This window comes from Methylibium sp. (assembly GCF_031393925.1).
Taxonomy (GTDB): Bacteria; Pseudomonadota; Gammaproteobacteria; order Burkholderiales; family Burkholderiaceae_C; genus Methylibium.
The window spans coordinates 1-23,162 of sequence record NZ_JANMWL010000167.1 but is presented as its reverse complement, the minus strand read 5'-3'; the positions used below and the strand labels follow the sequence as shown (position 1 = coordinate 23,162).

Below are 23,162 nucleotides of genomic sequence, written 5' to 3'. Positions count from 1 at the left end.
GTAAACGACCGCTCAATGCCTGAGCTTGTAGCCGGTTTGCAGCAGCCGCAAGGCCACGCCCGTCACCACCACCAGGCTCGCCCCGACCACCCCGAGGCTCACCCACGGCGACACGTCGCTCACGCCGAAGAAGCCGCGCCGAAAGCCGTCGACGATGTAGAAAAACGGATTGAGGTGGCTCACGCCCTGCCAGAACGGCGGCAGCGAGCCGATCGAATAGAACACGCCCGACAAGAAGGTCATCGGCATGACGATGAAGTTCTGGAACGCGGCAATCTGGTCGAACTTCTCGGCCCACAGTCCGGCCACCAGGCCCAGCGCCCCCATCAAGGCCGCGCCGAGCAAGGCGAACACCAGCACCCATCCCGCCGCTGCCAGGCCGAGCGGCGCGAACCACACGGTGACCAGCAGCACGCCGAGGCCGACCACCAGCCCACGCACCACCGAGGCGCCGACATAGGCCACCAACCAGGCCCAGTGCGACAGCGGTGTGACCAGCAGGAACACCAGGTTGCCGGTCACCTTGCTCTGGATCAGCGACGAGCTGCTGTTGGCGAAGGCGTTTTGCAGCACGCTCATCATCACCAGGCCGGGGATCAGGAAGCTGGTGTAGCCGACCTGGTCGAACACCTTGACGTGGTCCTCCAGCACATGGCCGAAGATCAGCAGGTAGAGCACCGCCGTCAGCACCGGCGCGGCCACCGTCTGGACGGCGACTTTCCAGAACCGCAGGATCTCCTTGTAGAACAGGGTCGAGGCGCCCTCGAGATGGCCGCTCATGGTGCCGCGCTCACGCCACGAACTCCATCGGCCGCGAAGCGCCGCCGCGCATGATTTCGAGGAACACGTCTTCCAGGTCGGCGCGGCCGATCTCCAGGTCTTCGACCTTGACCTGCGCAGTGCGCAGCGCCGCCAACATCGTCTCGACCTCCGCAGCGTCGTGCGCGGTGAGCTGCACGATGCGCCCGGTCACGCGGGCCTGCGCGGCCAACGCCGGCGGCAAAGCTTGATCGGTCTTGAAGCGCAGCATGGTGCTGGCGGTGCCGGCCAGCAGGTTGGCGGTGCGGTCGAGCGCGACCACGCGGCCGGCCTTGAGCATGGCAATGCGGCCGCACAGCGCCTCGGCCTCCTCGAGGTAGTGCGTGGTCAACAGCACGGTGTGGCCCTCGCGGTTGAGCCGCGCAATGAACTGCCACAAGGTCTGGCGCAGCTCGACGTCGACCCCGGCGGTCGGCTCGTCGAGCACGATCACCGGCGGGCGGTGAACCAGCGCCTGCGCCACCAGCACGCGGCGCTTCATGCCGCCCGAGAGCTGGCGCATGTTGGCATCGGCCTTGTCGGCCAGGCCCAGGTTGGCGAGCAGTTCGTCGATCCAGGGGTCGTTGCGGCGCACACCGAAGTAACCGCTCTGGAAGCGCAAGGTTTCGCGCACGCTGAAGAAAGGGTCGAACACCAGCTCCTGCGGCACGATGCCCAGCGCCTTGCGCGCCGCGGCGTAGTCATCGACCACGTCGTGGCCGAGCACCGTCACGCGCCCGTTGCTGGCACGGGCCAGGCCCGCCAGGATGCTGATCAACGTCGTTTTGCCGGCGCCGTTGGGGCCGAGCAGGCCGAAGAATTCGCCGGCCTCGATGTCGAAGCTCACGCCCTGCAAGGCCTTGAGGTTGCCGCGGTAGATCTTGGAGATGGCGTCGAAGCGAACGGCAGGCATGCGGGTGTCGGGTGAAGCCGGCGGATTGTAGAGAGCGAAGACGCGTGGCTGTTCTTTCACTTGTCCTTGCGCCGAGGCCCAGGCCGAGCCCAAGGAATGCCAATGCGCCCTAGCCGATGGCCTACGCGCTAGCCATTCGCGGCCGGTGGGAGACCGCCGCTCGAGCGCGCGCATCGGCCCTCACGTCGACACATGCATCTGTCTCGATGCCGCCCGCCTTTGGCGCTTTTTATCGTTCTTGACCCGATCATCGAAGATGCCGGGCTTGGCGTCGCGCCTGGCGCCGGACGAGCCAAAGAAACGTGCCGCCGCACGCCAAGCCGCACGCACCGACCAAGGCGACGCAGAACGCTGCCGAGAATTCACGCTGCCACAAGGGACTGATCACGAGCCAAAAAGCCGCCTCGGCAGTGAGCATCGAAGCCGCCAGGATCGACACGCGTTTTGCATGCCCGAACTTGGTCAAGGTGCGCCACAAAAGCCAACCTGCAGCGACCGCGAACGGGTATCCGACGATCGTGATCATCCCGGCCGAAATGGGCGCGACGAAAAGTTCACGCAAATCGCCTACGACGAGTGATCGCACCACCATGAATATCAATGCGACCGGAAAAATCGCAAGCGGCGCGGTCGCAAGTGCCCTGCCTTGGCTCATGTGATCGATCATTGTCGGCATCGGTCGCCCCAATTCTTGATGCAGCCATCGCATGAACGCATCCCGCTTAGCGCCGGTCGAGCGCGCGCGGCGCCAGGGCGTCGAGCCGGGCGTGGCGCTCCTCCCGGGGCAAGGCAGCAAGCCGCTCGACGGCGGCATAGAAGCGCGGGAAGTCACCGCCTTCGTTCTGGAACAGCGCCTCGAACGCCGGCACCCGGGCGTTGTAGGCGGCCTGCACGCCCAGGCTGGCGTTGTTGGCGCTGGCAAACCAGGCGTCGTAGCCTGCGTAGCCGCCCCACGGGCCGGCCTTGAGCCGCGCATGCTCGGCGCGCAGCGCGGCCATCACCGCGGCCTTGTTAGCGCGTTTGTCGTCCTGGCTCGCGGCGCCGCGGTAGAGGGCGTCGAGCCGATCGCGCGCGCCGAGCACCAGCGCCTTGAAATCGCGTCGACGCGCATCGAAGTGCTGGTGCTCCTCGCGCGCGGCGGGGCTGGCGTGCCGGGCCAGCCAACGAGCGCCACCGAGGCGTTCGACCGCGGTCGCGAAGCTCTCGTTGAACTCGGTGTCGCCGCTCGCATACGACACCTGGTGCGCCAGCTCGTGAAAGACGAGCCGCGCCAGTTCACCCTCGGGATAGCCGATGAAGGTGTTGAGCAGCGGGTCGGCGAAGAAGTCGCCGGGCAGTTTGCCCAGCGTGGAGTACGCCGGCACGCCGTAGACGCTGGCCTCGAGGGCCTGGCCGCGCAACGCGAGGGCCTGCGCATCGGCCGCGTCGCGCGCGAAGTAACCGCGGTAGCCGACACAGCCGACGACGGGAAAGCACCAGGTCTTCAGGGTGAGCGAAAGCTCCGGCGCCGCGACCACGTTCCATACCACCGCGCTGCGGCCGAGGTCGGCATAGCGGCGATAGCTGGCGTTGTCCGGCAGCGCGAGCTCGCTCACCGCGAAGTCACGCATGCGCTGGCTGAGCAGCAGGCGTTCGCGCAGCTCGGCGTCGGTGCCCGGGTCGGCCAACCAGGCCTCGACCGGGCGGGCGGCGCGCATCACGCCGAGGTGGCCCTGCACCGACTGCGCCAGGTAGCCGAGCGTGCTGCAGCCGCCGAGCGCGCACAGCGCCGCCAGCGCAACCAGCGATAGCAGCAGCCCGCGCGAGCGTGAGCTCGGGCGCAACACCGGCAGGCTCAAGACGGCGCCACCTCGACCAGGCAATCGTAGAAGCTCGGCGCGCGGCCCAGGTCGGTGAGGCGCTGGTGCGTCAGCTCGTTCACATTGCTGCCGCGCACACCGAGCTTTCGCCACCAGATGCCCAGGCCGTTGACCACGCCGGGGCGGGCACGCTCGCTGATCTGGCACTTGCACCAGTACTCGCCACGGTCGTTGAAGACGCGCACCAGCCGGCCATCGACCAGGCCGCGAGCCGCTGCGTCGACGGGGTGAACCTCGAGCAGCGGCTCGCCCTCGATGCTGCGCAGGCTCTTCACGTTGACGAAGCTGGAGTTGAGGAAATTGCGCGCCGGCGGCGAAATCATCGCCAGCGGAAAGCGCGCCGCGAGCGCGGGCGTCGACTCGCGCGACTCGTGGTTCGCCACATGGTCGGGCACGCCCCAGCCGGGCGCGTCGATGCGGCACTTGCCGCTCGGCGTGGGAAAGCCGCCGTCGGCGAAGGGCGCGTCGGGCAGCGCCAGCTTGACCCAGCCGTGCTCGCGCAACGCATCGAAGCCGATGTGCGCACCGAACGCCTGGCGCGCAATCTGCTCGTCGGTCTCGGCGAAGCAGGGCTCGTCGAAGCCCAGCCGCGCGGCCATGCGCCGGAAGATTTCACTGTTGGGCAAGGCCTCGCCGAGCGGCGCCACGGCCGCCTCGTTGATGAGCGCGTAGGTGTGGCCGTAGCTGATGTGGACGTCCAGGTGCTCGAGCTGAGTGGTCGCGGGCAGCACGTAGTCGGCGTGGTCGGCGGTGTCGGTCATGAAGTGCTCGAGCACCACCGTGAACAGGTCGTCGCGCTCGAAGCCGCGCACCACTTTTGGCGATTCGGGCGCCACCGCCACCGGGTTGCTGTTGTAGACCACCAGCGCCTCGATCCGGGGGCCGAACTCGGGCGAGTCGGCGCGTAGCAAGTCGTCGCCGATCGTGCTCATGTTGATGGTGCGCGGCCGGCGCGCACCCAGCAGGTCACGGCGCTGCAGCGCCGCGGTGTCAACGGGAAACCAGCCCGAACTCGACAGCAACAGCCCGCCGGCGCGGTGCCGCCAAGCGCCAACGAGGCAGGGCAAGGTGGCCACCAACCGCACCGCATTGCCGCCGCCGCGCACGCGCTGCATGCCGTAGTTGAGGCGAATCGCCGCCGGCCGCGTGGTGCCGTAATCGCGCGCCAGGCTGCGCACCTCGTTCGGATCGAGTCCGCAGACCTCGGCGGTGCGCTCGGGCGGCCAGGCGAGCGCCTTGTCGCGAAGCAGGGGCCAGCCTTCGGTGTGGCGCAGGATGTAGTCGTGATCGAGCCAGTCGTTGGCGATCAGTTCGTGCATCAGGCCGAGCGCGAGCGCGCCGTCGGTGCCCGGCCGCAGCGCCAGGTGCTGGTGGCACTTGTCGGCCGTCTCGGTGCGGCGCGGGTCAATGCAGACGAGCGTTGCACCGGCGCGCTTGGCGGCCTGCGCGTAAGTCCAGAAGTGCAGGTTCGACGCGATGCTGTTGCTGCCCCAGATGAGGATCAGGCGACTCTCGGCAAAGTGCTCGAGGTGCATGCCCACCTTGGCGCCATAGCTTGCGGTGAGCGCCTCGCCGCCGGCGCTGGAGCAGATGGTGCGATCGAGCAGCGAGGCGCCGAGCCGGTGAAAGAAGCGAGCGGCCATGCCTTCGCCCTGCACCAGCCCCATGGTGCCGGCGTAGCTGTAGGGCACGATGGCCTGGGCATCGCGCGCGGCGATGGCGCCGAGGCGCTCGGCAATGTCGTCCAGCGCCACGTCCCAACTCACGCGCTCGAAGCGGCCTTCGCCCTTGGCACCGACGCGCCTTTGCGGATGCAGCACGCGCTCGTCGTGATAGGTGCGCTCGGCGTAGCGCGCGACCTTGGTACACAGCGCGCCCTGCGTGGTGGGGTGGTCGGCGTCGCCCTGGATCTTGATGACGCGACCGTCCTGCACGGTGATGCGCATGGCGCAGGTGTCGGGGCAATCGTGCGGGCAGGCACCGCGCACGACGTGGGTCGCATGCGCTGGGGGGGCAGCCACTGAAGTCATTGCGAAATCATGTCACAAGGCCCGCCGCGGCCCGGCGCAAAAGGCCCGCGGCCGAGGGCAACGATGGTCCGGGGCCGCCGGGTAATATCTTCGGCACCGGGTCCAGCCCGTGCCGGAGACGTTGATGCAGCTGATCGAATCCATCCTCGCCGACAGCGCCGCGGTCGCCGCGATCCGCCGCGACCTGCACGCCCACCCCGAACTGCGCTTCGAGGAAAACCGCACCGCCGACGTGATCGCCAAGGCGCTCGGCGAGTGGGGCATCGAGGTGCATCGCGGCCTGGGCAAGACCGGCGTGGTCGGCATCGTCAAGAACGGCAACTCGCCGCGCGCCGTCGGCCTGCGCGCCGACATCGACGCGCTGCCGATCACCGAGCGCAACAGCTTCGCGCACGCGAGCCGGCATCCCGGGAAGATGCACGCCTGCGGCCACGACGGCCACACCGCGATACTGCTCGCAGCGGCCAAGCACCTGGCACGGCACCGCCACTTCGACGGCACCGTCTACCTGATTTTCCAGCCGGCCGAAGAAGGCGGCGGCGGCGCGCGCGAGATGATCAAGGACGGCCTGTTCGAGCGCTTCCCGATGGAGGCGGTGTTCGGCGCGCACAACTGGCCGGGCATGAAGGTCGGCCAGTTCGCGGTGAAGAGCGGCCCGGTGTTCGCGAGCAGCAACGAGTTCAAGATCACCATCCACGGCAAGGGCGCGCACGGCGCGATGCCGCACCTGGGCATCGACCCGGTGCCTGTTGCCTGCCAGATGGTGCAGGCCTTCCAGACCATCATCACGCGCAACATGCGCCCGATCGACACCGGCGTGATCTCGGTGACGATGATCCACACCGGCGAGGCGACCAACGTGGTGCCGGAGAGCTGCGTGCTCGAAGGCACGGTGCGCAGCTTCACGACCGAGGTGCTCGACCTCATCGAGCGCCGCATGAAGACCGTGGCCGATGCCACCTGCGCGGCCTTCGAGGCCAGTTGCGAGTTTGAGTTCACTCGCAACTACCCCCCCACCATCAACCACGCCGCCGAGACCGAGTTCGCCAAGTCGGTGATGGCCGAGGTGGTGGGCAGCGAGAACGTGCTCGAGTTCGAGCCGACCATGGGTGCGGAGGACTTCAGCTACTTCTTGCAAGCCAGGCCGGGCTGCTACTTCGTCATCGGCAACGGCGACGGCGCGCACCGCGCCGGTGGCCACGGCCTGGGCCCGTGCATGCTGCACAACCCCAGCTACGACTTCAACGACGACCTGATCCCGCTCGGCGCGACGCTCTGGGTGCGGCTGGCCGAGCGCTGGCTGGCGTCGTCGAAGTAGCTCCACAGCTCCGCCGCGCCGTGCGCAGGTCGGTGCCCGCTGGCGGCACCAACAGTGCGCGCTACCTGAGCCGCGCGAGCAAGCCCGCGGTCGAGCCGTCCAGCCCGCTCGCATCGCCGCTTTCCAGGCGCGGCAACAGCGCGCTGCACAAGGCCTTGCCCAGCTCGACGCCCCACTGGTCAAAGCTGTTGATGCCCCACACCGCGCCGCTGGTGAAGACGCGGTGTTCGTAGCACGCGATGAGTGCGCCCAGACTCGCCGGGTCGAGCCGCTCGAGGACCAAGGTGGTGCTGGGCCGATTGCCCGGGAAGCTGCGATGCCGCGCAATGACCTGCGCATCCAGCGTGGGCGAGGCCGTCGGCGCGCGCTCGGCCAGTGCCTCGTCGGCACGCTTGCCGAGCATGAGCGCTTGCGCTTGCGCCAGGCAGTTGGCAAGCAGTTTGCGCTGCTGGTCGGCCAGCAGTACACGCATCGCCTCGGGCAGCACGCGCCGCTCGTGGCTGGTCTGGCGCACCGCGATGAACTCGACCGGAATCACGTCGCTGCCCTGGTGCAGCATCTGAAAATAGGCGTGTTGGCCATTGGTGCCGGGCTCGCCCCACACCACCGGCGCGGTCGCATACGGCAACGGCTCGCCGTCAAGGCCAACGCGCTTGCCGTTGCTTTCCATCTCCAGCTGCTGCAGGTAAGCCGGCAGTCGCGCCAAACCCTGGTGGTAGGGCGCGACGCTGCGCGACGCGAGGCCGTGGAAGTTGCGGTACCAGACGTCGACGAGGCCCAGCAGCACCGGCAGGTTGCGCGCGAGCGGCACTTCCGCGAAGTGGCGGTCGATGGCATGCGCGCCGGCCAGCAAGGCGCGAAAGTGCTCGGCGCCGATCGCGATGGCGATCGGCAGCCCGATGGCGCTCCACAGCGAATAGCGCCCGCCGACCCAGTCCCAGAAGCCAAAGCAGGTGTCGATGCCAAAGGCGGCGGCGGCCTGCACGTTGGTGGTGGTGGCGACGAAATGGCGGGCAAGGTCGGTGGCGCCTTGCGCGTGGAACCATGCCTTGGCGGCGAGCGCGTTGGCCAGCGTCTCCTGCGTCGTGAAGGTCTTGGAGGCGACCACGAACAAGGTGCGGCGCGCATCCAGGCGCGCGAGCAGCGGCACCAGCTCGTGCCCGTCGACATTGGCGACGAAATGCATGCGCAGGCGCGGCTCGGCATAGGCCGCGAGCGCCGGCACGACCATCTGCGCGCCCAGGTCGGAGCCGCCGATGCCGATGTTGACCACGTCGTCGAAGCCGCTGGCCGCGGCGCGCACCTGCTCGGCGTAGGCCAACATGGCGTCAAGCACCTCGTGAATCTCGGCGCTGTGCGGCCCCCCGGCGTCGCGCGGAGCGCGCAGCGCGGTGTGCAGCACGGCGCGGCCCTCGGTGGTGTTGACCGGCGAGCCGGCGAACATCGCGTCGCGTCGAGCCTCGACGCCGACTTCGCGCGCGAGTTGCAGCAACAGGTCGAGCGTGCTGTCGTCGAGCCAGTTCTTCGAGAGGTCGGCAAACAGGTGCGGCGCCTCGAACGACAGACGCTCGAAGCGCCGACCGTCGGACGCGAAGGCGCTGCGCAGATCGAAGTGCCGTCCGTCGCGGTCGAAATGGGCGCGCAGCGCGGCCCACGCCGCGGTGTCGTCGCAGCGCATCAGGTGGACCGAATCAGCCGTTCGAGCGCGCGCGCGGCGCTCGCCAGATCGCGCACGCCGGCAGCGAGCCTCTGCGTCGCACGCTCGTCCTCGTTGAGCGAAAAACGAAAGCTCGGCTCGTTGAAGCTTGCCGCGTGGATGCCACCGCTGCGGGCCTCTTCGACGTCGAGCGCGGGCGTCACCACAGCGTCGCTGGCCTGCAATTGCGCCATGACGTGGGGCATGAGGGCGAGCTGGTCGCAGCCGGCCAGCGCCAGCGCGGTGGCCGCCTCGGTGAAACCGCTGGCCCTGACCTCGGTCTCGATGTCGAACTTCTTGAAGTAGCGCCAGGTCTGCGCCGCGACGAGCGCACCCTCCGGCTGCTCCACGACGGGAGCGACACCGCCGACGCCCGCTTCCGCGGCGGCCACCGACTGGCACAAGGTGTGGACGAGCGTGAGGCAGCAATGGATGCCGTGGTGCGCCAGGGCGCGAGACGCCTGGATGCCCTCCCAGGTGGCCGCGACGTCCAGCAGCACGCGCTCGCGCGGGATGCCCTCGGAAGCGTAGAGGTCGACCAGGCGCATTGCGCATGCGATGGTGGCCCCGGTGTCGAAGGCCAGCCGGGCGTCCACCTCGGTGGCGACCCGCCCGGGCACCACGTCGAGCAGCTCGCAGCCAAAGCGCACCAGCACGCGATCGGCAACCGCATCGAGCGGCTGGCCGCGGTGCGCCGCCAGCGTTTGCGTCAGCAGTGGCGCGTAGGCCGGCTGGCCCAGCGCCGCGAGGATGGCCCGGCGACCGCAGCGCGCATCACGCGGTGCGTAGGAGGCCAACAGCCGGAATTCGGCACTGTCCGCGACGATCGTCGTGTAGGCCTCGAGCTGCTCGAGTTGGCTGGGCATACGGCAGGGGCGCTGGGCGCCAAAGGTCGAACCATGCCGATGGTAGCCGCGCCGGCCAGTGCGCCTTCCCCGATCAGGCGGGCGTTGCCTGCGTCGCGAACAATTCGTCGACGCCGTACAGCCGCGCCAGCTCGAGCAGCTTGGGCGGCAGCCCATGCAGCTCGAATCGCTTGCCCCAGGCGTCGGCCAGGCGCCGGCACTCGAGCAACACCGCCAGCGCGCTGGAATCAAAACGCTCGAGCTGCGAGCCGTCGACCACCAGCAGCGGCTCGGCCTCCCGCTCCAGCGACATCTTCAAGAGGCGCAGCGCGTCGCGCGCTTCGCGCAAGGTCAGGGTCACGGGCAGCAGCAGCACGAGCTTGGCCTTTCGTCAACGCCTTCAGCTCTTGGCCGAGGCCTTGGCCGCGGCCGCCTTGTTGCGCTCGACCAGCTTGGCGATGAGGCCGTCAATGCCGTTGGCCGAAATTTCCTGCGCGAAGCTGTTGCGGTAGTTCTCGACCAGCCACACACCGAGCACGTTGACGTCATAGATCCTCCAGCCCTCGGGCTGCTTCTCGAGGCGGTAGTCGAGCTGAATCGTGTCGCCCCTGCCCTTGACCTCGGTGCGCACCACCACCTCGGTGTCATCGGGCTTGCTGCGCATCGGGCGCAGCTCGATGGTCTGGTCGTGCACCTGGGTCAGCGCGCCGGAGTAGGTGCGCACGAGCAGCGTCTTGAACTCGGCCTGCAAACGCTCTTGCTGCTCGGGCGACGCCTGGCGCCAGTAGCGGCCGACGGCGGACGCGGTCATGCGCTGGAAATTCACGTGCGGCAGCACCTTGGCTTCGACCAGCGCCATGATCTTCCTGATGTCGCCGGCCTGGATGGTCTTGTCGGCCTTGACAGAATCGATCACCTCGCTCGAGACCTGCCGCACCAGTGCATCGGGTGTCTGCGACTGAGCGAACACGGGCGCCTGGCCGGCAACCAAGGCGAACAGGCCGACGGCGGCCAGGTGAGCGAATAAGCGACGCTTGTGCATTGATACCTTTCGTTTCCGGGGATCTCACTCCCCTGGCAGGCCGGTTGGAGCCGCATGCCCCTTGCGGGTTCGGCGTTCTACATGGCGTTTCAACTAACGCGCGGCCGGCGACGGCGGTTCACACCGCGCGTCGCAGACCGTTCGATCACAACCCCGGACGCGCCGCGGCGCTGGCCGCTACGCCCGGCACGGCGGCGGCAGGCGGTGCCGCTTCCGGCGGTGCGGCCGATTCGTCGCCGCGCTCCTCGTCCGGCGGGTCTCCGTCGTAGATGAGGTTGCGGCGACGCTGCAGGTAGGCGTCGCGGATGAAGGTATAGCGGTCCAATGCAATGTCGTTGAGCAAGTCGGTGGCACCCAGCAAGCCGGCGCGTGTGGTGACGATGCGTACCCCGGTGAGCGTGTTGCGCGCACGCACGGCATGCGCCACCTGGTCGGGCGAGGCCTTCAGGTCGATCGGCAGGCCGATAACGTCGCGCAAGGTGGACGGCCCCAGGATCGGCAGCACCAGGTAGGCACCGGGCGGCAGGCCCCAGCGGCCCAGCGTCTGGCCAAAGTCTTCGCGGTGCGGCTCCAGACCCAACTCGGTGCCCCAGTCGAGAATGCCGCCGAGCCCGAGCACGGTGTTGACGCTGAAACGCATGACATCGTTGCTGGCGTCGCCCAAACGACCCTGCAGCACCAGGTTGACCGACGACCAGGCGTCCTTCAGATTGTTGAAGAAGTTGTCAACGCCTTCGCGCACGCGCTGCGGCACCACGTCGCGATAGACCGTCGCGGGCGGCACGATCAAGTATTTGTCGACGCCCTCGTTAAAGGCGAAGACGCGACGGTTCATCTTCTCGAGAGGGTCGGGCTGCTCGACAGTGGCGCAGCCGGCCAGCACGCCGGTGGCCAACATGGCAGCCGAGACGATTCGCACGCAGGCATCCATCGTCATTTCTTGCCTCCTTGGCTCGCGCCGGCATCGGCCGCCTTGTTGAAGAGGAACTGCCCGATGATGTTCTCGAGCACCACCGCCGACTGCGTCATGCCGATCGTGTCGCCACCCGCCAGCAACTTCTCCTCGGCGCCCGGCTCGATGCCGATGTACTGTTCGCCGAGCAGGCCCGAGGTAAGGATTTTCGCCGAGCTGTCCTTCGGAAAGGTAAACCGCTTTTCCAGATCGAGCTGAACGCGCGCCTGGTAGGTGGTGGCATCAAAGCCGATCACGCCGACGCGACCGACCACCACGCCGGCACTCTTGACCGGCGCGCGCGCCTTCAGTCCGCCGATGTTGTCAAAGCGTGCCACCACGCTGTAGGTATCCTCGAAACTCAGCGACAGCAGGTTGCCGGCCTTGAGCGCCAGGAACAGCACGGCGGCAGCACCGATCATCACGAACAGGCCGACCCAGAGGTCGTGCTTGGATTTCTGCATTGTCTTTACTCCCAGCTCAGACCGAGAACATCATCGCGGTCAGCACGAAATCAAGGGCCAGTACCGCGAGCGACGCCACCACCACCGTGCGCGTGGTGGCGCGCGACACGCCTTCGGGCGTGGGCTGGCAGGTGTAGCCCTGCAGCAGCGCGACGAAACTCACCGTCAGGCCGAACACCAGGCTCTTGACGATGCCGTTGCCGACATCGGAGAACACGTCGACGCCGCTTTGCATCTGCGACCAGAACGCACCTTCATCGACGCCGATCAGCACCACCCCGACCAGGTAGCCGCCGATGATGCCCACCGCCGAGAACACCGCGGCCAGCAGTGGCATCGCGATCACCCCGCCCCAAAAGCGCGGCGCCAGCACGCGCTGCACCGGGTCAACCGCCATCATCTCCATCGCGGTGAGCTGCTCGCCGGCCTTCATGAGGCCGATCTCGGCGGTGAGCGAGGTGCCGGCGCGGCCGGCGAACAGCAGCGCGGTGACGACCGGCCCGAGTTCACGCACCAGCGACAGCGCCACCAGGAGGCCGAGCGCTTCCGAGGAACCGTAGCGCTGCAGCGTGTAGTAGCCCTGCAGGCCGAGCACGAAACCGACGAACAGGCCCGCGACGGTGATGATGGCCAGCGAGTGGTTGCCAAGGAAGTGAACCTGGTCGACCACCAGCCGGCCGCGTCCAAGCGCCGGGCCGGCCAAGGCCAGCAGGCGGGCGAGCAGTCGGGCACCGGCGCCCACGTCGGCGAGCTTGGAGCGCAGCGCGAAGCCGACGCCGGTGGGGCTCCACCAGCTCATCGGACACCCACCTTGTAGTCTTCGGCAAGGGCCACGGCAGGGTAGTGAAAGCGCACCGGCCCATCGGGCTCGCCGTCGACGAACTGGCGCACCAGCGGGTCGCTGCTCTCACGCATCTCGGCTGGTGTGCCGCGCGCGACCACGCCGCCGTTGGCCAGGAACACCACCTGGTCGGCAATGGAAAATGTTTCGTCCACATCGTGCGAGACGACGATGCTGGTGATGCCCAGCGATCGGTTGAGTTCGCGGATCAGGCGTGCGGCCACACCCATCGAGATCGGGTCCAAACCGGCAAAAGGCTCGTCGTAGAGCATCAGTTCGGGGTCGAGGGCGATGGCGCGCGCGAGCGCCACGCGCCGCGCCATGCCGCCGGAGACTTCGCTGGGCATCAGGTCACGCGCCCCGCGCAGGCCGACGGCATCGAGCTTCATCAGCACCAGGTCACGGATCATGTCTTCGGCCAGGCCGCTGTGCTCGCGCAACGGGAAGGCGACGTTGTCGTACACCGAGAGGTCGGTGAACAGCGCGCCGAACTGGAACAACATGCCCATGCGGCGACGCGCGGCGTAGAGGCCGTCGCGGTCGAGCGTGGCGAGGTCGACGCCGTCAAGACGCACCTGGCCTGCCATCGGGTCGAGCAGCCGGCCGATGAGTCGCAGCACGGTGGTCTTGCCGCCGCCTGATACGCCCATCAGCGCCAGCACGCTGCCGCGCGGCACGGCGAGGTCGACGTCGCGCAGGATCACGCGGTCGCCATAGCCGCAGGTGACACGCTGCAGCTCAACGAGCGGTGGGGTGCGGTCGGGACTCGACGGCGCTATTGGACTTGTCATGGGCCGCAGGAAAGGAAGCCGCAGGCAGGCGCCGCGGCGGCCCGAATGATAGGGGATGCCACCCCGCAGGACGCCGTCGCAGGAACGGCCCTCGCCGGGCTAGCGCGGCAGGTCGCTGCGCCCCATCAGCGCCTCGTCCACTGCCCGCGCCGCTTGCCGTCCTTCGCGGATCGCCCAGACCACGAGCGACTGCCCGCGCCGCATGTCGCCCGCGGCGAACACCTTGTCGACGTTGGTGCGGTAGCCGCCGATCAAATCAGTGCTGGCCTTGGCGTTGCCGCGCTTGTCTTTCTCGACGCCGAAGGCCTCGAGCACCGCCGCAACCGGGCTCACGAAGCCCATTGCCAGCAGCACCAGGTCGGCTTCGAGGATTTGCTCGCTGCCCGGCAGCTCGACCATCTTGGCGCCCTGGAACTCCACGCGCACGGTCTTCAGCGCCGTGAGCTTGCCGCCCTTGCCGTCGCCCATGAACGCCTTGGTCGCAATCGCGAACTCGCGCTCGCAGCCTTCTTCGTGGCTGGAGCTGGTGCGCAGCTTGTAAGGCCAATAAGGCCAGGTCAGCGGCTTGTTTTCTTCCTCGGGCGGCTCGGCCATCAGCTCGAACTGCGTCACGCTCTTGGCGCCGTGGCGGTTGCTGGTGCCCACGCAATCGCTGCCGGTGTCGCCGCCACCGATCACGATGACGTGCTTGCCGGCGGCCGAAAGCTGCCCCTGGACGGCGTCCCCGGCATTGACCTTGTTCTGCTGCGGCAGGAACTCCATGGCGAAGTACACGCCGTCGAGTTCGCGCCCCGGCACCGGCAGGTCGCGGCTCTGTTCGGCACCAACCGCGAGCAGCACGGCGTCGAACTCGGCGATGAGCTGCTCGGGCAAGAGCGTTTCGCCGGCCCAGTTGATGACCTTGCTGCCCTTGCCCAGCGGGTCGCGCGCGTGGCCGACCATCACGCCGGTGCGAAACACCACGCCCTCGGCCTTCATTTGCGCGACGCGCCGGTCGATGTGCGACTTCTCCATCTTGAAGTCGGGGATGCCGTAGCGCAGCAGACCGCCGATGCGGTCGTTCTTCTCGAACAGCGTGACCTCGTGACCGGCGCGCGCCAGCTGCTGCGCCGCGGCCATGCCGGCCGGGCCGGAGCCGACCACGGCCACGCGCTTGCCGGTCTTTTGCTTGGCGGGTTGCGGCCTCACCCAGCCTTCGGCCCAGGCACGGTCGATGATGGCGTGTTCGATCGACTTGATGCCCACCGGGTCATCGTTGACGTTGAGCACACAGGCTTCCTCGCAGGGCGCCGGGCAGATGCGCCCGGTGAACTCGGGGAAGTTATTGGTCGAGTGCAGCACCGTGATCGCATTGGCCCAGTCGTCGCGATACACCAGGTCGTTGAAGTCCGGGATGATGTTGTTGACCGGGCAGCCGGAGCTGCAAAACGGCGTGCCGCAGTCCATGCAGCGCGCGCTTTGCACGCGCGCATCGTCGGACTTCAGGGTGAGGACGAATTCCTTGTAGTGCTTGACCCGCTCGGTGACCGGCGCATGGTCTTCTTCGATGCGTTCGTATTCCAGAAATCCGGTGACTTTTCCCATTGCTTCTTTCTCCGCCCTTCTTGGACCGCTGGCCTCGACGCCTTACTTGGCCGCGACGCTCTTGTCACTGCTCTTCTTGTCGGCGATCTTCGCCTTGGCGATCATGTCGCTTGCCTGCCGCTTGGCGCCCATCTCGCCGAGCGCGCGCTTGTACTCGTGCGGCAAGACCTTGACGAAGCGAGCTCGCGCCGCGGCCCAATCGTCGAGGATTTCGCGCGCCCGCAGCGAGCCGGTCCACTTGTGGTGGTCCTCGACCAGCTTGCGCAGCAGCACCTCGTCGGCCACGCCTTTGTGGAAGATCGCCGCGTCCTGCGCCGCACGCTGCTCGTCGGCCGACAGCACCCGATCAAGCGCGACCATCGCGGTGTTGCAGCGCTGCGCGAACTTGCCGTCCTCGTCGTAGACGTAGGCCACGCCGCCGGACATGCCGGCCGCGAAGTTGCGCCCGGTCTGGCCGAGCACGACCACCGTGCCGCCGGTCATGTATTCGCAGCCGTGGTCGCCGGTGCCTTCGACCACCGTGGCAGCGCCCGACAGGCGCACCGCAAAGCGCTCGCCCGCCACGCCGCGAAAGAACGCCTCGCCGCTGGTGGCGCCGTAGAGCACGGTGTTGCCGACGATGATGTTGCGCATGGCGTCGCCGCGGAAGTCGATGCTCGGGCGCACCACCACGCGGCCGCCCGACAGGCCTTTGCCGGTGTAGTCGTTGGCGTCGCCGATCAGGTAGAGCGTGATGCCCTGGGCAAGGAAGGCGCCGAAGCTTTGCCCGCCGGTGCCTTCCATCTGTATGAAGATGGTCTGGTCCGGCAGGCCCTCGGGACGGTGGCGGATCAGCTCGCCCGAGAGCATCGCGCCGACCGTGCGGTTGACGTTGCGCGTCCCCTCCATGAAGTGGACCTTCTCGCCGCGTTCGATGGCCGGGCGGCACTTCTCGATCAGCTTGACGTCGAGCGCCTTGGCCAGGCCATGGTCCTGCTCCTCGACCTGGCGACGCGGCACCTCCGCGCCCACCTGCGGCAGGTGGAACACGCGGCTGAAATCAAGCCCGCGTGCCTTCCAGTGCGAGATGCCCTTCTTGGTGTCGAGCAGGTCGGCGCGGCCGATCAGGTCGTCGAACTTGCGCATGCCGAGCTGCGCCATGATCTGGCGCGCCTCTTCAGCCACGAAGAAGAAGAAATTGACGACGTGCTCGGGCCGGCCCTGGAACTTGGCACGCAGCACCGGGTCTTGCGTCGCCACCCCCACCGGGCAGGTGTTGAGGTGGCACTTGCGCATCATGATGCAGCCCTCGACCACCAGCGGCGCCGTGGCGAAACCGAACTCGTCGGCGCCGAGCAGCGCGCCGATCACCACGTCGCGGCCGGTCTTCATCTGGCCGTCGGCCTGCACGCGGATGCGCCCGCGCAGGCCGTTGAGCACGAGCGTCTGCTGCGTCTCCGCCAGCCCCAGTTCCCAGGGCGTGCCGGCATGCTTGATCGACGACCACGGCGAGGCGCCGGTGCCGCCGTCATGGCCGGCGATCACGACGTGGTCGCTCTTGGCCTTGGCCACGCCGGCCGCGATGGTGCCCACGCCCACCTCGGACACCAGCTTGACGCTCACGCTCGCACGCGGGTTGGCGTTCTTCAGGTCGTGGATCAGCTGCGCCAGGTCTTCGATCGAATAGATGTCGTGGTGCGGCGGCGGCGAAATCAGGCCGACTCCCGGTACCGAATAGCGCAGCATGCCGATGTAGTCGGACACCTTGCCGCCGGGCAACTGGCCGCCCTCGCCGGGCTTGGCGCCCTGGGCCATCTTGATCTGGATCTGGTCGGCCGAGACCAGGTACTCGGTCGTCACGCCGAAGCGCCCCGACGCCACTTGCTTGATCTTCGAGCGCAGCGAGTCGCCGTCCTGCAGCGCGTAGTCGGCCGCCATCACCTCGGCGCCGATCACGTCGGACACCTTGGTGCCCGCGGTGATCTTGATGCCCTTCAACTCGTTGCGGTAGCGCGCCGGGTCTTCGCCGCCTTCGCCGGTGTTGCTCTTGCCGCCGATGCGGTTCATGGCGATCGCCAGCGTGGAATGCGCCTCGGTCGAAATCGAGCCGAGCGACATGGCGCCGGTGGCGAAGCGCTTGACGATGTCCTTGGCCGACTCCACTTCGTCGAGCGCGATCGCCTTGCTCGGGTCGACCTTGAACTCGAACAGCCCGCGCAGGGTCATGTGGCGGCGCGACTGGTCGTTGATGAGTTGCGCGTATTCCTTGTAGGTGTCGAACTTGTTGGCGCGCGTGCTGTGCTGCAGCTTGGCGATCGCGTCGGGCGTCCACATGTGCTCTTCGCCGCGCACGCGCCAGGCGTACTCACCGCCAGCGTCAAGCATGCCGGCGAGCACCGGGTCGTCGCCGAATGCGGCCTGGTGCATGCGCAGCGCCTCTTCGGCCACCTCGAACACACCGATGCCGCCGATCTGCGAGGCGGTGCCGCGGAAGTAGTGGTCGACGAAGTCTCGCTCCAGACCGATCGCCTCGAACAGCTGCGCGCCGCAATAGGACATGTAGGTCGACACGCCCATCTTGGACATGATCTTCGAGAGCCCCTTGCCAATCGCCTTGATGTAGTTGTAGATCGCCTTCTCGGCCGACAGATCGCCCGGCAGTTCGGCGTGCAGCGTCGCCAGTGTCTCCATCGCCAGGTAAGGATGCACCGCCTCGGCGCCGTAGCCCGCGAGCACCGCGAAGTGATGCACTTCGCGCGCCGAGCCGGTCTCCACCACCAGCCCCGCCGTTGTTCGCAAGCCCGCCTGCACCAGGTGCTGGTGAATCGCGGAAAGCGCCAACACCGCCGGAATCGCGATGTGCTCGCGGTCCATGCGGCGGTCGGTGATGATGAGGATGTTGTGGCCGGATTTGATGGCGTCCTCGGCCTCGGCGCACAGCGAGGCGAGCTTGGCCTCCACGCCCTCGTCGCCCCACGCCAGCGGGTAGACGATGTCGAGCTCGTGCGGCTTGAACTTGCCGTGCGTGGACTTCTCGATGGCCCGCAGCCGCACCATGCTCTGGAAGTCGAGCACCGGCTGCGCCACCTCGAGCCGCATCGGCGGGTTGACGGCGTTGATGTCGAGCAGGTTGGGCTTGGGGCCGATGAAGCTGTTGAGCGACATCACGATCGCCTCGCGGATCGGGTCGATCGGCGGGTTGGTCACCTGCGCGAACAGCTGCTTGAAGTAGTTGTAGAGCGGCTTGTTCTTGTCCGACAGCACCGCCAGCGGCGAGTCGTTGCCCATCGAGCCGATGCCTTCCTCGCCGGCCTGGGCCATCGGGCTCATCAGGAACTTGAGGTCTTCCTGCGTGTAGCCGAAGGCCTGCTGGCGGTCGAGCAGGTTTTCGCTGAAGGCCGGCGCCGCGGCCCCGGCGGGCGCTTCGATGTTCTCCAGCTTGATGCGCACGTTCTCGATCCACTGCCGGTAGGGCTTGGCCGACGCGAACTGGTTCTTCAGCTCCTCGTCGTCGACGATGCGGCCTTGCTCGAAGTCGATGAGGAACATCTTGCCCGGCTGCAATCGCCATTTTTTGACGATCCTGTTTTCCGGGATCGGCAACACACCGGACTCCGACGCCATCACCACCAAATCGTCGTCGGTGACGATGTAGCGCGCCGGGCGCAAGCCGTTGCGGTCGAGCGTGGCGCCAATCTGCTTGCCGTCGGTGAACACCATCGCGGCCGGGCCGTCCCAGGGCTCGAGCATGGCGGCGTGGTACTCGTAGAAGGCCCGGCGGCGCTCGTCCATCATGGCGTGCTGTTCCCAGGCCTCGGGAATCATCATCATCGCGGCGTGGGCGAGCGGGTAGCCGCTCATCGTGAGCAGCTCGAGCGCGTTGTCGAACGTCGCCGTGTCGGACTGGCCCTCGAAGCTGATCGGGTAGAGCTTGTTCAGGTCATCGCCCAGCACCGGCGATTTCATGACGCCTTCGCGCGCGCGCATCCAGTTGAAGTTGCCCTTGACGGTGTTGATCTCGCCGTTGTGCGCGACCATGCGGTAGGGGTGCGCCAGCGGCCACTCCGGGAAGGTGTTGGTCGAAAACCGCTGATGCACCAAGGCCAGCGCCGACACCACCCGCTCGTCCGCCAAGTCCTTGTAGTAAGTGCCCACCTGGGTGGCGAGCAGCAGGCCTTTGTAGATGATGGTGCGACAGCTCATGCTGGGCACGTAGTACTCGCGGTTGTGCGTGAGCTTCAAGGCCTGGATCGCGCTCGACGCCGTCTTGCGGATCACGTAGAGCTTGCGCTCGAGCGCGTCGGGCACGATCACGTCGGTGCCGCGGCCGATGAAGATCTGGCGGATCACCGGCTCCTTGGCCCGCACGGTGGGCGACATCGGCATCTCGCGGTCCACGGGAACGTCGCGCCAGCCGAGCAGGACCTGTCCTTCCACACGCACTGCGCGCTCGAGCGCCTGCACGCAAGCCAGGCGGGAGGCGTGCTCCTTGGGCAGAAAAATCATGCCCACGCCGTATTCACCGGGCGGCGGCAGATCGATGCCCTGCAGCGACATCTCGGCGCGATAGAACTCGTCGGGAATCTGGATCAGGATGCCGGCGCCGTCACCCATCAGCTTGTCGGCACCGACCGCGCCACGATGGTCAAGGTTCTCCAGGATCTTCAGGCCTTGGCTGACGATGTCGTGCGCCTTGTGGCCCTTGATGTGGGCCACGAAGCCGACGCCGCAGGCATCGTGCTCGTTGGCTGCGCTGTAGAGACCTTCGCGTTCGAGCGCGGCGATCGCTTCATCGGTGGGAACGTAGGTCGGTGCGGTCACGGCGCGCTCCTGGAAAACAGGGCTTGAAGATTACTGCACCGCAGCAAGAATAACAAATCGAATAAATGGGGTCAGGTTTTATTAAAACCTCACATTCATTAAGCATACTTAAATTGGGGACATATTAAATACCAGACAGCTGCTACGGCAGCTTCGCGCGTGGTCGACCTCGCGGACGCGGTGTGGTCGGCCGCAAAACGCGCTCCGCCAGCCGTGCGGCGAACGCCACCGAACCCAGCGGCCATCCGCCGCGCAACGCGGCCTCGATCGCCCGCGCCTCGTCGGAGGCGAGCGGATGCTCGAGCCGTCCGCGATACGCCGTCTCGCGCTCGAAGGGTGTATTGCCAAGGCTCCAGAAGACGGGCGGTGCGACGAGCCATGAATCCGCGACATCGCCCATGTGCGCCGCCTCGCTCGACCAGCGGGGGTCACGACTTGCGTCTCGCCCACCGAGTTGGTCGACATGGATCATGCAGCGCAGCAGCCAGTCGCCCGGCTCGATGACCGCGGCGCGAAACCGGCCTTCCCACAGACTGCCGCGGCGCAAGTGACGGCGGTTGAACGCCGCCGCGTGGCGCCGCGCAGCAAGCTGCATCATGCGGCTGAGGGCATTGGCTTCATCCGCGGTGACGACGAGATCCAAGCGTGAATCCAGCACGGCGTAGGCGTGGACCACCACCCCGTTGGCGCGAGCCGCTTCCTGCAGCAGCTTCAACAGCGCCGCACGGTCCACGTCATCGCGCACCATCGCCTGCCCATGCTGGGCCCGCTGACTGAGCAAATGGGGATGACCGGCAACGATCAGCCGGGGAAGACGCGCCATGCCTGATTGGACAACGAAGCGGACCGCGTAGACGCTGCGTGATCGGTCGACGCTTCCGGGGCGGTGGCCCTCATCGACGCCCACCAAGCGCTGCGTCAGAACGCCGGGGTGCGGCCTTCCCGCCTTGGCTCCAGCGCGGCCTCAAAAACGATGGCGGATGCCGAGTGCGACATTCTGCGAATCGCGACCCGGCTCGGTCGTGACTCCGCCCAGGAAGCCGTTCTGGCCCGGCGCCGTCTGGGCGTTGCTCGAGTTGTCGAAGCGGGTCACCACGACATTCACGTCCGTGCGTTTCGAGAAGGCATAGCTGTAGACCGCCCCGTAAGACTGCACGTCGGCGTTGCGCGCGAGCCGATCGTCGTAGCGGTTGTATGACGCCGAAATCGTGTGCGGGCCAGTGATGACGCGGTAGCCGACGTGGTAGGCGTTGGCGTCTTGCACCAGCGCGGCGCTGAAGGCGTTGGTCACTGCCGCAGCGAACACCGGGCCGATGGCTGGCGTCAGCGCGGCCCGAACCGGGCTCAAGCCGCCCGGATGTTCGTCCTTGACGTTCACGTACTGCGCATAGAGCGTGCCCGGGCCGAGGCTCGCCGACGCGCCGACGGCGATGTTGGTCAGCGCCTTCTCGCCCTTCTCGTTCTCGCGCGTCTGGTAGCCCAGGCCGACCGCGAAAGCGGTGGTGCGGTACATCGCAATGGCGCCGATCATTCGCCCGGTCGTCGTTGCGCCTTCGCCGAAGACGAACATGGTCGACGCCGTCCAGGGGCCCGTCTGCAAGCGATAGGACAAGGCGTTGTTGGTGCGGATTTCTACCGACGGCGGGAAGGTTGCCACTTGTCCGAAGGCCAGGCTCGACTCCGTGCGCATCGTGTCGAACGTGGCCGACAACTCGTAGATCGGCGTGTACTGCCGGCCCACGAGAACCGCGCCCACCGGCGTGACCAGCCCGACGAAGGCCTGGCGGTCGAACAGATTGCCGGACAGGTTGACGCCAAGCGTCGCCCCGAGTTGGCCCGCCACCTGCGTGACGGCCGGCTGCAGCGGCGCTGGCAGGCCGAGCGCGGCAGCGCTGTTGAAGCGCGCGGGCAGTTGGCTGCCGGAAGCCGGCCTGTTGCTGACAGAGCCGGTGTCGAGTTCGAGCCGGTTCTCCAGCGTGAAGATCGTGCGATATCCACCGCCCAGATCCTCGTTGCCGCGAAAGCCGAAACGCGAGCCTTCCATGATCCCGCTGACCACCCGTTTCTTGGCGCCCTCCTGCCCACTGACGTAACTCACGCCCGCGTCGGCGATGCCGTACAGCGTGACCGAAGTCTGGGCCTGCGTCGCACCTGCTGCCGCTGCCAGCGCCAGGGTGAGAGCGGTCTTCTTCATGAGATCGTGTCCTTGAGTCCGCGTGCTGCGGTGGAGCCCCGGATCGCGCCCAATCGCTAGCCAAGCCTTGGGGCTCATAAGCGGAATTCTATCGACCCCCCTTCATGCCCGACACCGGGTCTTCACGCAATCAGAGAGGCCTGCTCACAAGCCCTCGAGGCCGCCGCCTTGCGGCGTCCGCCCCCCGAGGAAGAGCAAGGAAACTTGAAGCGGCCCGGCGTTTCCTTGTGAGACCCAGGCTTGCTTGTGTGCCGGGCTTGACGCAAGTCAACGCTCTCGAACTGCCGCCCGCTACGCTGAGTCAGTTTTCCTTGAGCGAAGGAGCCGACAAATGGACGCGCTGGTCGAAACGGTCGCGGTGAATGTCGATCCCGTCTGCGGCATGGCCGTCGACGAAGGCGGCGCCGCGGTTCGGCTGCAGCATGGCGGCAAGGACTATCTGTTCTGTTCCGCCCAATGCCTGGAGAAGTTCAAGGCAGACCCTGCCAAGTATGGGGCCGCGTCCCGCGTTGCCGGCCCGGCGTCGGTGGCGACCGCGAGTGTCCATCCCGGCCATGCCGACCGAGGCATGCCGATGCAGAACGCGCTTCGCCGCGGCGCGCAGGGCCAGGCGAAGGACCCGATCTGCGGCATGCTCGTCGACAAGACGACCGCGCTGCACACCGAGCGGGGTGGGCGCAGCTACTACTTCTGCAGTGCCGGTTGCCAGCGCACCTTCGAGTCGCCGGAGCAGGAGCTGAAGTCGATGCGCACCCGGGTCGCCATCGCCATGACCGGGGTGCTGGCCCTGGCGATCATGCGGGCCGGCGCGTTCCTTACGCTGGCCACCGGCGCATCGATCGTGACCTACGCGCCGATCTCGGCGCTGCCGTGGTTCAGCTGGGGCATGTGGCTGTTCCTGCTCGTCACGCCGGTGCAGTTCATCGGCGGCTGGAGCTTTTACAAGGGCGCGTGGAACGCCTTGCGCAAGCGCGCGATCAACATGGACGTGCTGATCGCCCTGGGCACCTCGGTGGCCTATTTCTACAGCGTGGC

At 67.4% G+C, this 23,162-nt stretch carries 19 protein-coding genes; 2 read left to right on the top strand and 17 right to left on the bottom strand.

The window, feature by feature from the left end; genetic code table 11:
• Positions 1–12: 12 nt before the first annotated feature.
• The 5 genes from RMO12_RS09345 to RMO12_RS09325 all read right to left on the bottom strand — a co-directional run bounded on the left by RMO12_RS09345 (position 13) and on the right by RMO12_RS09325 (position 5,600).
• Positions 13–780 carry an ABC transporter permease gene (locus RMO12_RS09345; RefSeq protein ID WP_309639084.1) on the bottom strand — a complete coding sequence of 256 codons (768 nt, stop codon included), beginning with the start codon at positions 778–780 and terminating at the stop codon, positions 13–15.
• A gap of 10 nt (positions 781–790) precedes the next feature.
• On the bottom strand, positions 791–1,711 hold the full coding sequence (locus tag RMO12_RS09340) for an ABC transporter ATP-binding protein (RefSeq protein WP_309639083.1): 921 nt from the start codon (positions 1,709–1,711) through the stop codon (positions 791–793).
• A 247-nt stretch (positions 1,712–1,958) separates the two neighbouring features.
• Complete coding sequence (locus tag RMO12_RS09335; RefSeq protein WP_309639082.1) at positions 1,959–2,378, bottom strand: hypothetical protein; 420 nt, start codon at positions 2,376–2,378, stop codon at positions 1,959–1,961.
• Positions 2,379–2,433: 55 nt separating this feature from the next.
• Complete coding sequence (locus RMO12_RS09330; RefSeq protein WP_309639081.1) at positions 2,434–3,549, bottom strand: aminopeptidase; 1,116 nt, start codon at positions 3,547–3,549, stop codon at positions 2,434–2,436.
• Complete coding sequence (locus tag RMO12_RS09325; RefSeq protein WP_309639080.1) at positions 3,546–5,600, bottom strand: molybdopterin oxidoreductase family protein; 2,055 nt, start codon at positions 5,598–5,600, stop codon at positions 3,546–3,548. Before RMO12_RS09325 ends, RMO12_RS09330 begins: the two co-directional genes overlap by 4 nt.
• Before the next feature lie 124 nt (positions 5,601–5,724).
• Between RMO12_RS09325 and RMO12_RS09320 the strand changes: the two genes are divergently transcribed.
• A complete protein-coding gene (locus RMO12_RS09320; RefSeq protein WP_309639079.1) occupies positions 5,725–6,918 on the top strand; it encodes a M20 aminoacylase family protein in 1,194 nt (397 codons plus the stop codon).
• 61 nt (positions 6,919–6,979) lie between these two features.
• On the opposite strand, the gene pgi is transcribed toward RMO12_RS09320, so the two are convergent.
• The 12 genes from pgi to RMO12_RS09260 form a co-directional block, all read right to left on the bottom strand.
• Positions 6,980–8,596: a glucose-6-phosphate isomerase gene (gene pgi, locus RMO12_RS09315; RefSeq protein ID WP_309639078.1), complete on the bottom strand. Its 1,617-nt coding sequence runs from the start codon at positions 8,594–8,596 to the stop codon at positions 6,980–6,982.
• Positions 8,596–9,480 (bottom strand): transaldolase family protein, encoded by an 885-nt coding sequence (locus tag RMO12_RS09310; RefSeq protein ID WP_309639077.1) that lies wholly within the window; start codon positions 9,478–9,480, stop codon positions 8,596–8,598. The genes pgi and RMO12_RS09310 overlap by 1 nt, the downstream gene beginning before the upstream one ends.
• 73 nt (positions 9,481–9,553) lie before the next feature.
• Positions 9,554–9,835 (bottom strand): STAS domain-containing protein, encoded by a 282-nt coding sequence (locus RMO12_RS09305; protein WP_309625995.1) that lies wholly within the window; start codon positions 9,833–9,835, stop codon positions 9,554–9,556.
• A 24-nt stretch (positions 9,836–9,859) separates the two neighbouring features.
• Positions 9,860–10,501, bottom strand: coding sequence for an ABC transporter substrate-binding protein (locus tag RMO12_RS09300; protein WP_309625996.1), 642 nt, complete (start codon positions 10,499–10,501; stop codon positions 9,860–9,862).
• Between the two features lie 145 nt (positions 10,502–10,646).
• On the bottom strand, positions 10,647–11,438 hold the full coding sequence (locus tag RMO12_RS09295) for a VacJ family lipoprotein (RefSeq protein ID WP_309625997.1): 792 nt from the start codon (positions 11,436–11,438) through the stop codon (positions 10,647–10,649).
• Positions 11,435–11,917 carry an outer membrane lipid asymmetry maintenance protein MlaD gene (gene mlaD, locus RMO12_RS09290; protein ID WP_309625998.1) on the bottom strand — a complete coding sequence of 161 codons (483 nt, stop codon included), beginning with the start codon at positions 11,915–11,917 and terminating at the stop codon, positions 11,435–11,437. The genes RMO12_RS09295 and mlaD overlap by 4 nt, the downstream gene beginning before the upstream one ends.
• Before the next feature lie 16 nt (positions 11,918–11,933).
• The gene (gene mlaE, locus RMO12_RS09285; RefSeq protein WP_309639076.1) at positions 11,934–12,716 is read right to left on the bottom strand and encodes a lipid asymmetry maintenance ABC transporter permease subunit MlaE; all 783 of its coding nucleotides are present in this window, start codon (positions 12,714–12,716) and stop codon (positions 11,934–11,936) included.
• Entirely contained in the window at positions 12,713–13,549 is an 837-nt protein-coding gene (locus RMO12_RS09280) for an ABC transporter ATP-binding protein (RefSeq protein WP_309626000.1), read from the bottom strand. The genes mlaE and RMO12_RS09280 overlap by 4 nt, the downstream gene beginning before the upstream one ends.
• Before the next feature lie 99 nt (positions 13,550–13,648).
• The gene (locus tag RMO12_RS09275) at positions 13,649–15,133 is read right to left on the bottom strand and encodes a glutamate synthase subunit beta (RefSeq protein WP_309626001.1); all 1,485 of its coding nucleotides are present in this window, start codon (positions 15,131–15,133) and stop codon (positions 13,649–13,651) included.
• Between the two features lie 42 nt (positions 15,134–15,175).
• Complete coding sequence (locus RMO12_RS09270) at positions 15,176–19,933, bottom strand: glutamate synthase-related protein (protein ID WP_309639075.1); 4,758 nt, start codon at positions 19,931–19,933, stop codon at positions 15,176–15,178.
• A 142-nt stretch (positions 19,934–20,075) separates the two neighbouring features.
• Positions 20,076–20,756, bottom strand: coding sequence for a transposase (locus RMO12_RS09265; RefSeq protein ID WP_309639074.1), 681 nt, complete (start codon positions 20,754–20,756; stop codon positions 20,076–20,078).
• 141 nt (positions 20,757–20,897) lie between these two features.
• Positions 20,898–22,127: a porin gene (locus RMO12_RS09260; RefSeq protein WP_309639073.1), complete on the bottom strand. Its 1,230-nt coding sequence runs from the start codon at positions 22,125–22,127 to the stop codon at positions 20,898–20,900.
• Between the two features lie 331 nt (positions 22,128–22,458).
• On the opposite strand from RMO12_RS09260, the gene RMO12_RS09255 reads away from it, so the two are divergent.
• Positions 22,459–23,162 (top strand): YHS domain-containing protein (locus tag RMO12_RS09255; RefSeq protein ID WP_309639072.1); only part of this gene is annotated, 704 nt, incomplete at its 3' end.

Bases quoted from the DNA above. Each gene is read 5' to 3' on its own strand.
- RMO12_RS09345 (WP_309639084.1), bottom strand. From the start codon at position 780: ATGAGCGGCCATCTCGAGGGCGCCTCGACCCTGTTCTACAAGGAGATC.
- RMO12_RS09340 (WP_309639083.1), bottom strand. From the start codon at position 1,711: ATGCCTGCCGTTCGCTTCGACGCCATCTCCAAGATCTACCGCGGCAAC.
- RMO12_RS09335 (WP_309639082.1), bottom strand. From the start codon at position 2,378: ATGATCGATCACATGAGCCAAGGCAGGGCACTTGCGACCGCGCCGCTT.
- RMO12_RS09325 (WP_309639080.1), bottom strand. From the start codon at position 5,600: ATGACTTCAGTGGCTGCCCCCCCAGCGCATGCGACCCACGTCGTGCGC.
- RMO12_RS09320 (WP_309639079.1), top strand. From the start codon at position 5,725: ATGCAGCTGATCGAATCCATCCTCGCCGACAGCGCCGCGGTCGCCGCG.
- pgi (WP_309639078.1), bottom strand. From the start codon at position 8,596: ATGCGCTGCGACGACACCGCGGCGTGGGCCGCGCTGCGCGCCCATTTC.
- RMO12_RS09310 (WP_309639077.1), bottom strand. From the start codon at position 9,480: ATGCCCAGCCAACTCGAGCAGCTCGAGGCCTACACGACGATCGTCGCG.
- RMO12_RS09300 (WP_309625996.1), bottom strand. From the start codon at position 10,501: ATGCACAAGCGTCGCTTATTCGCTCACCTGGCCGCCGTCGGCCTGTTC.
- RMO12_RS09295 (WP_309625997.1), bottom strand. From the start codon at position 11,438: ATGACGATGGATGCCTGCGTGCGAATCGTCTCGGCTGCCATGTTGGCC.
- mlaD (WP_309625998.1), bottom strand. From the start codon at position 11,917: ATGCAGAAATCCAAGCACGACCTCTGGGTCGGCCTGTTCGTGATGATC.
- mlaE (WP_309639076.1), bottom strand. From the start codon at position 12,716: ATGAGCTGGTGGAGCCCCACCGGCGTCGGCTTCGCGCTGCGCTCCAAG.
- RMO12_RS09280 (WP_309626000.1), bottom strand. From the start codon at position 13,549: ATGACAAGTCCAATAGCGCCGTCGAGTCCCGACCGCACCCCACCGCTC.
- RMO12_RS09275 (WP_309626001.1), bottom strand. From the start codon at position 15,133: ATGGGAAAAGTCACCGGATTTCTGGAATACGAACGCATCGAAGAAGAC.
- RMO12_RS09265 (WP_309639074.1), bottom strand. From the start codon at position 20,756: ATGGCGCGTCTTCCCCGGCTGATCGTTGCCGGTCATCCCCATTTGCTC.
- RMO12_RS09260 (WP_309639073.1), bottom strand. From the start codon at position 22,127: ATGAAGAAGACCGCTCTCACCCTGGCGCTGGCAGCGGCAGCAGGTGCG.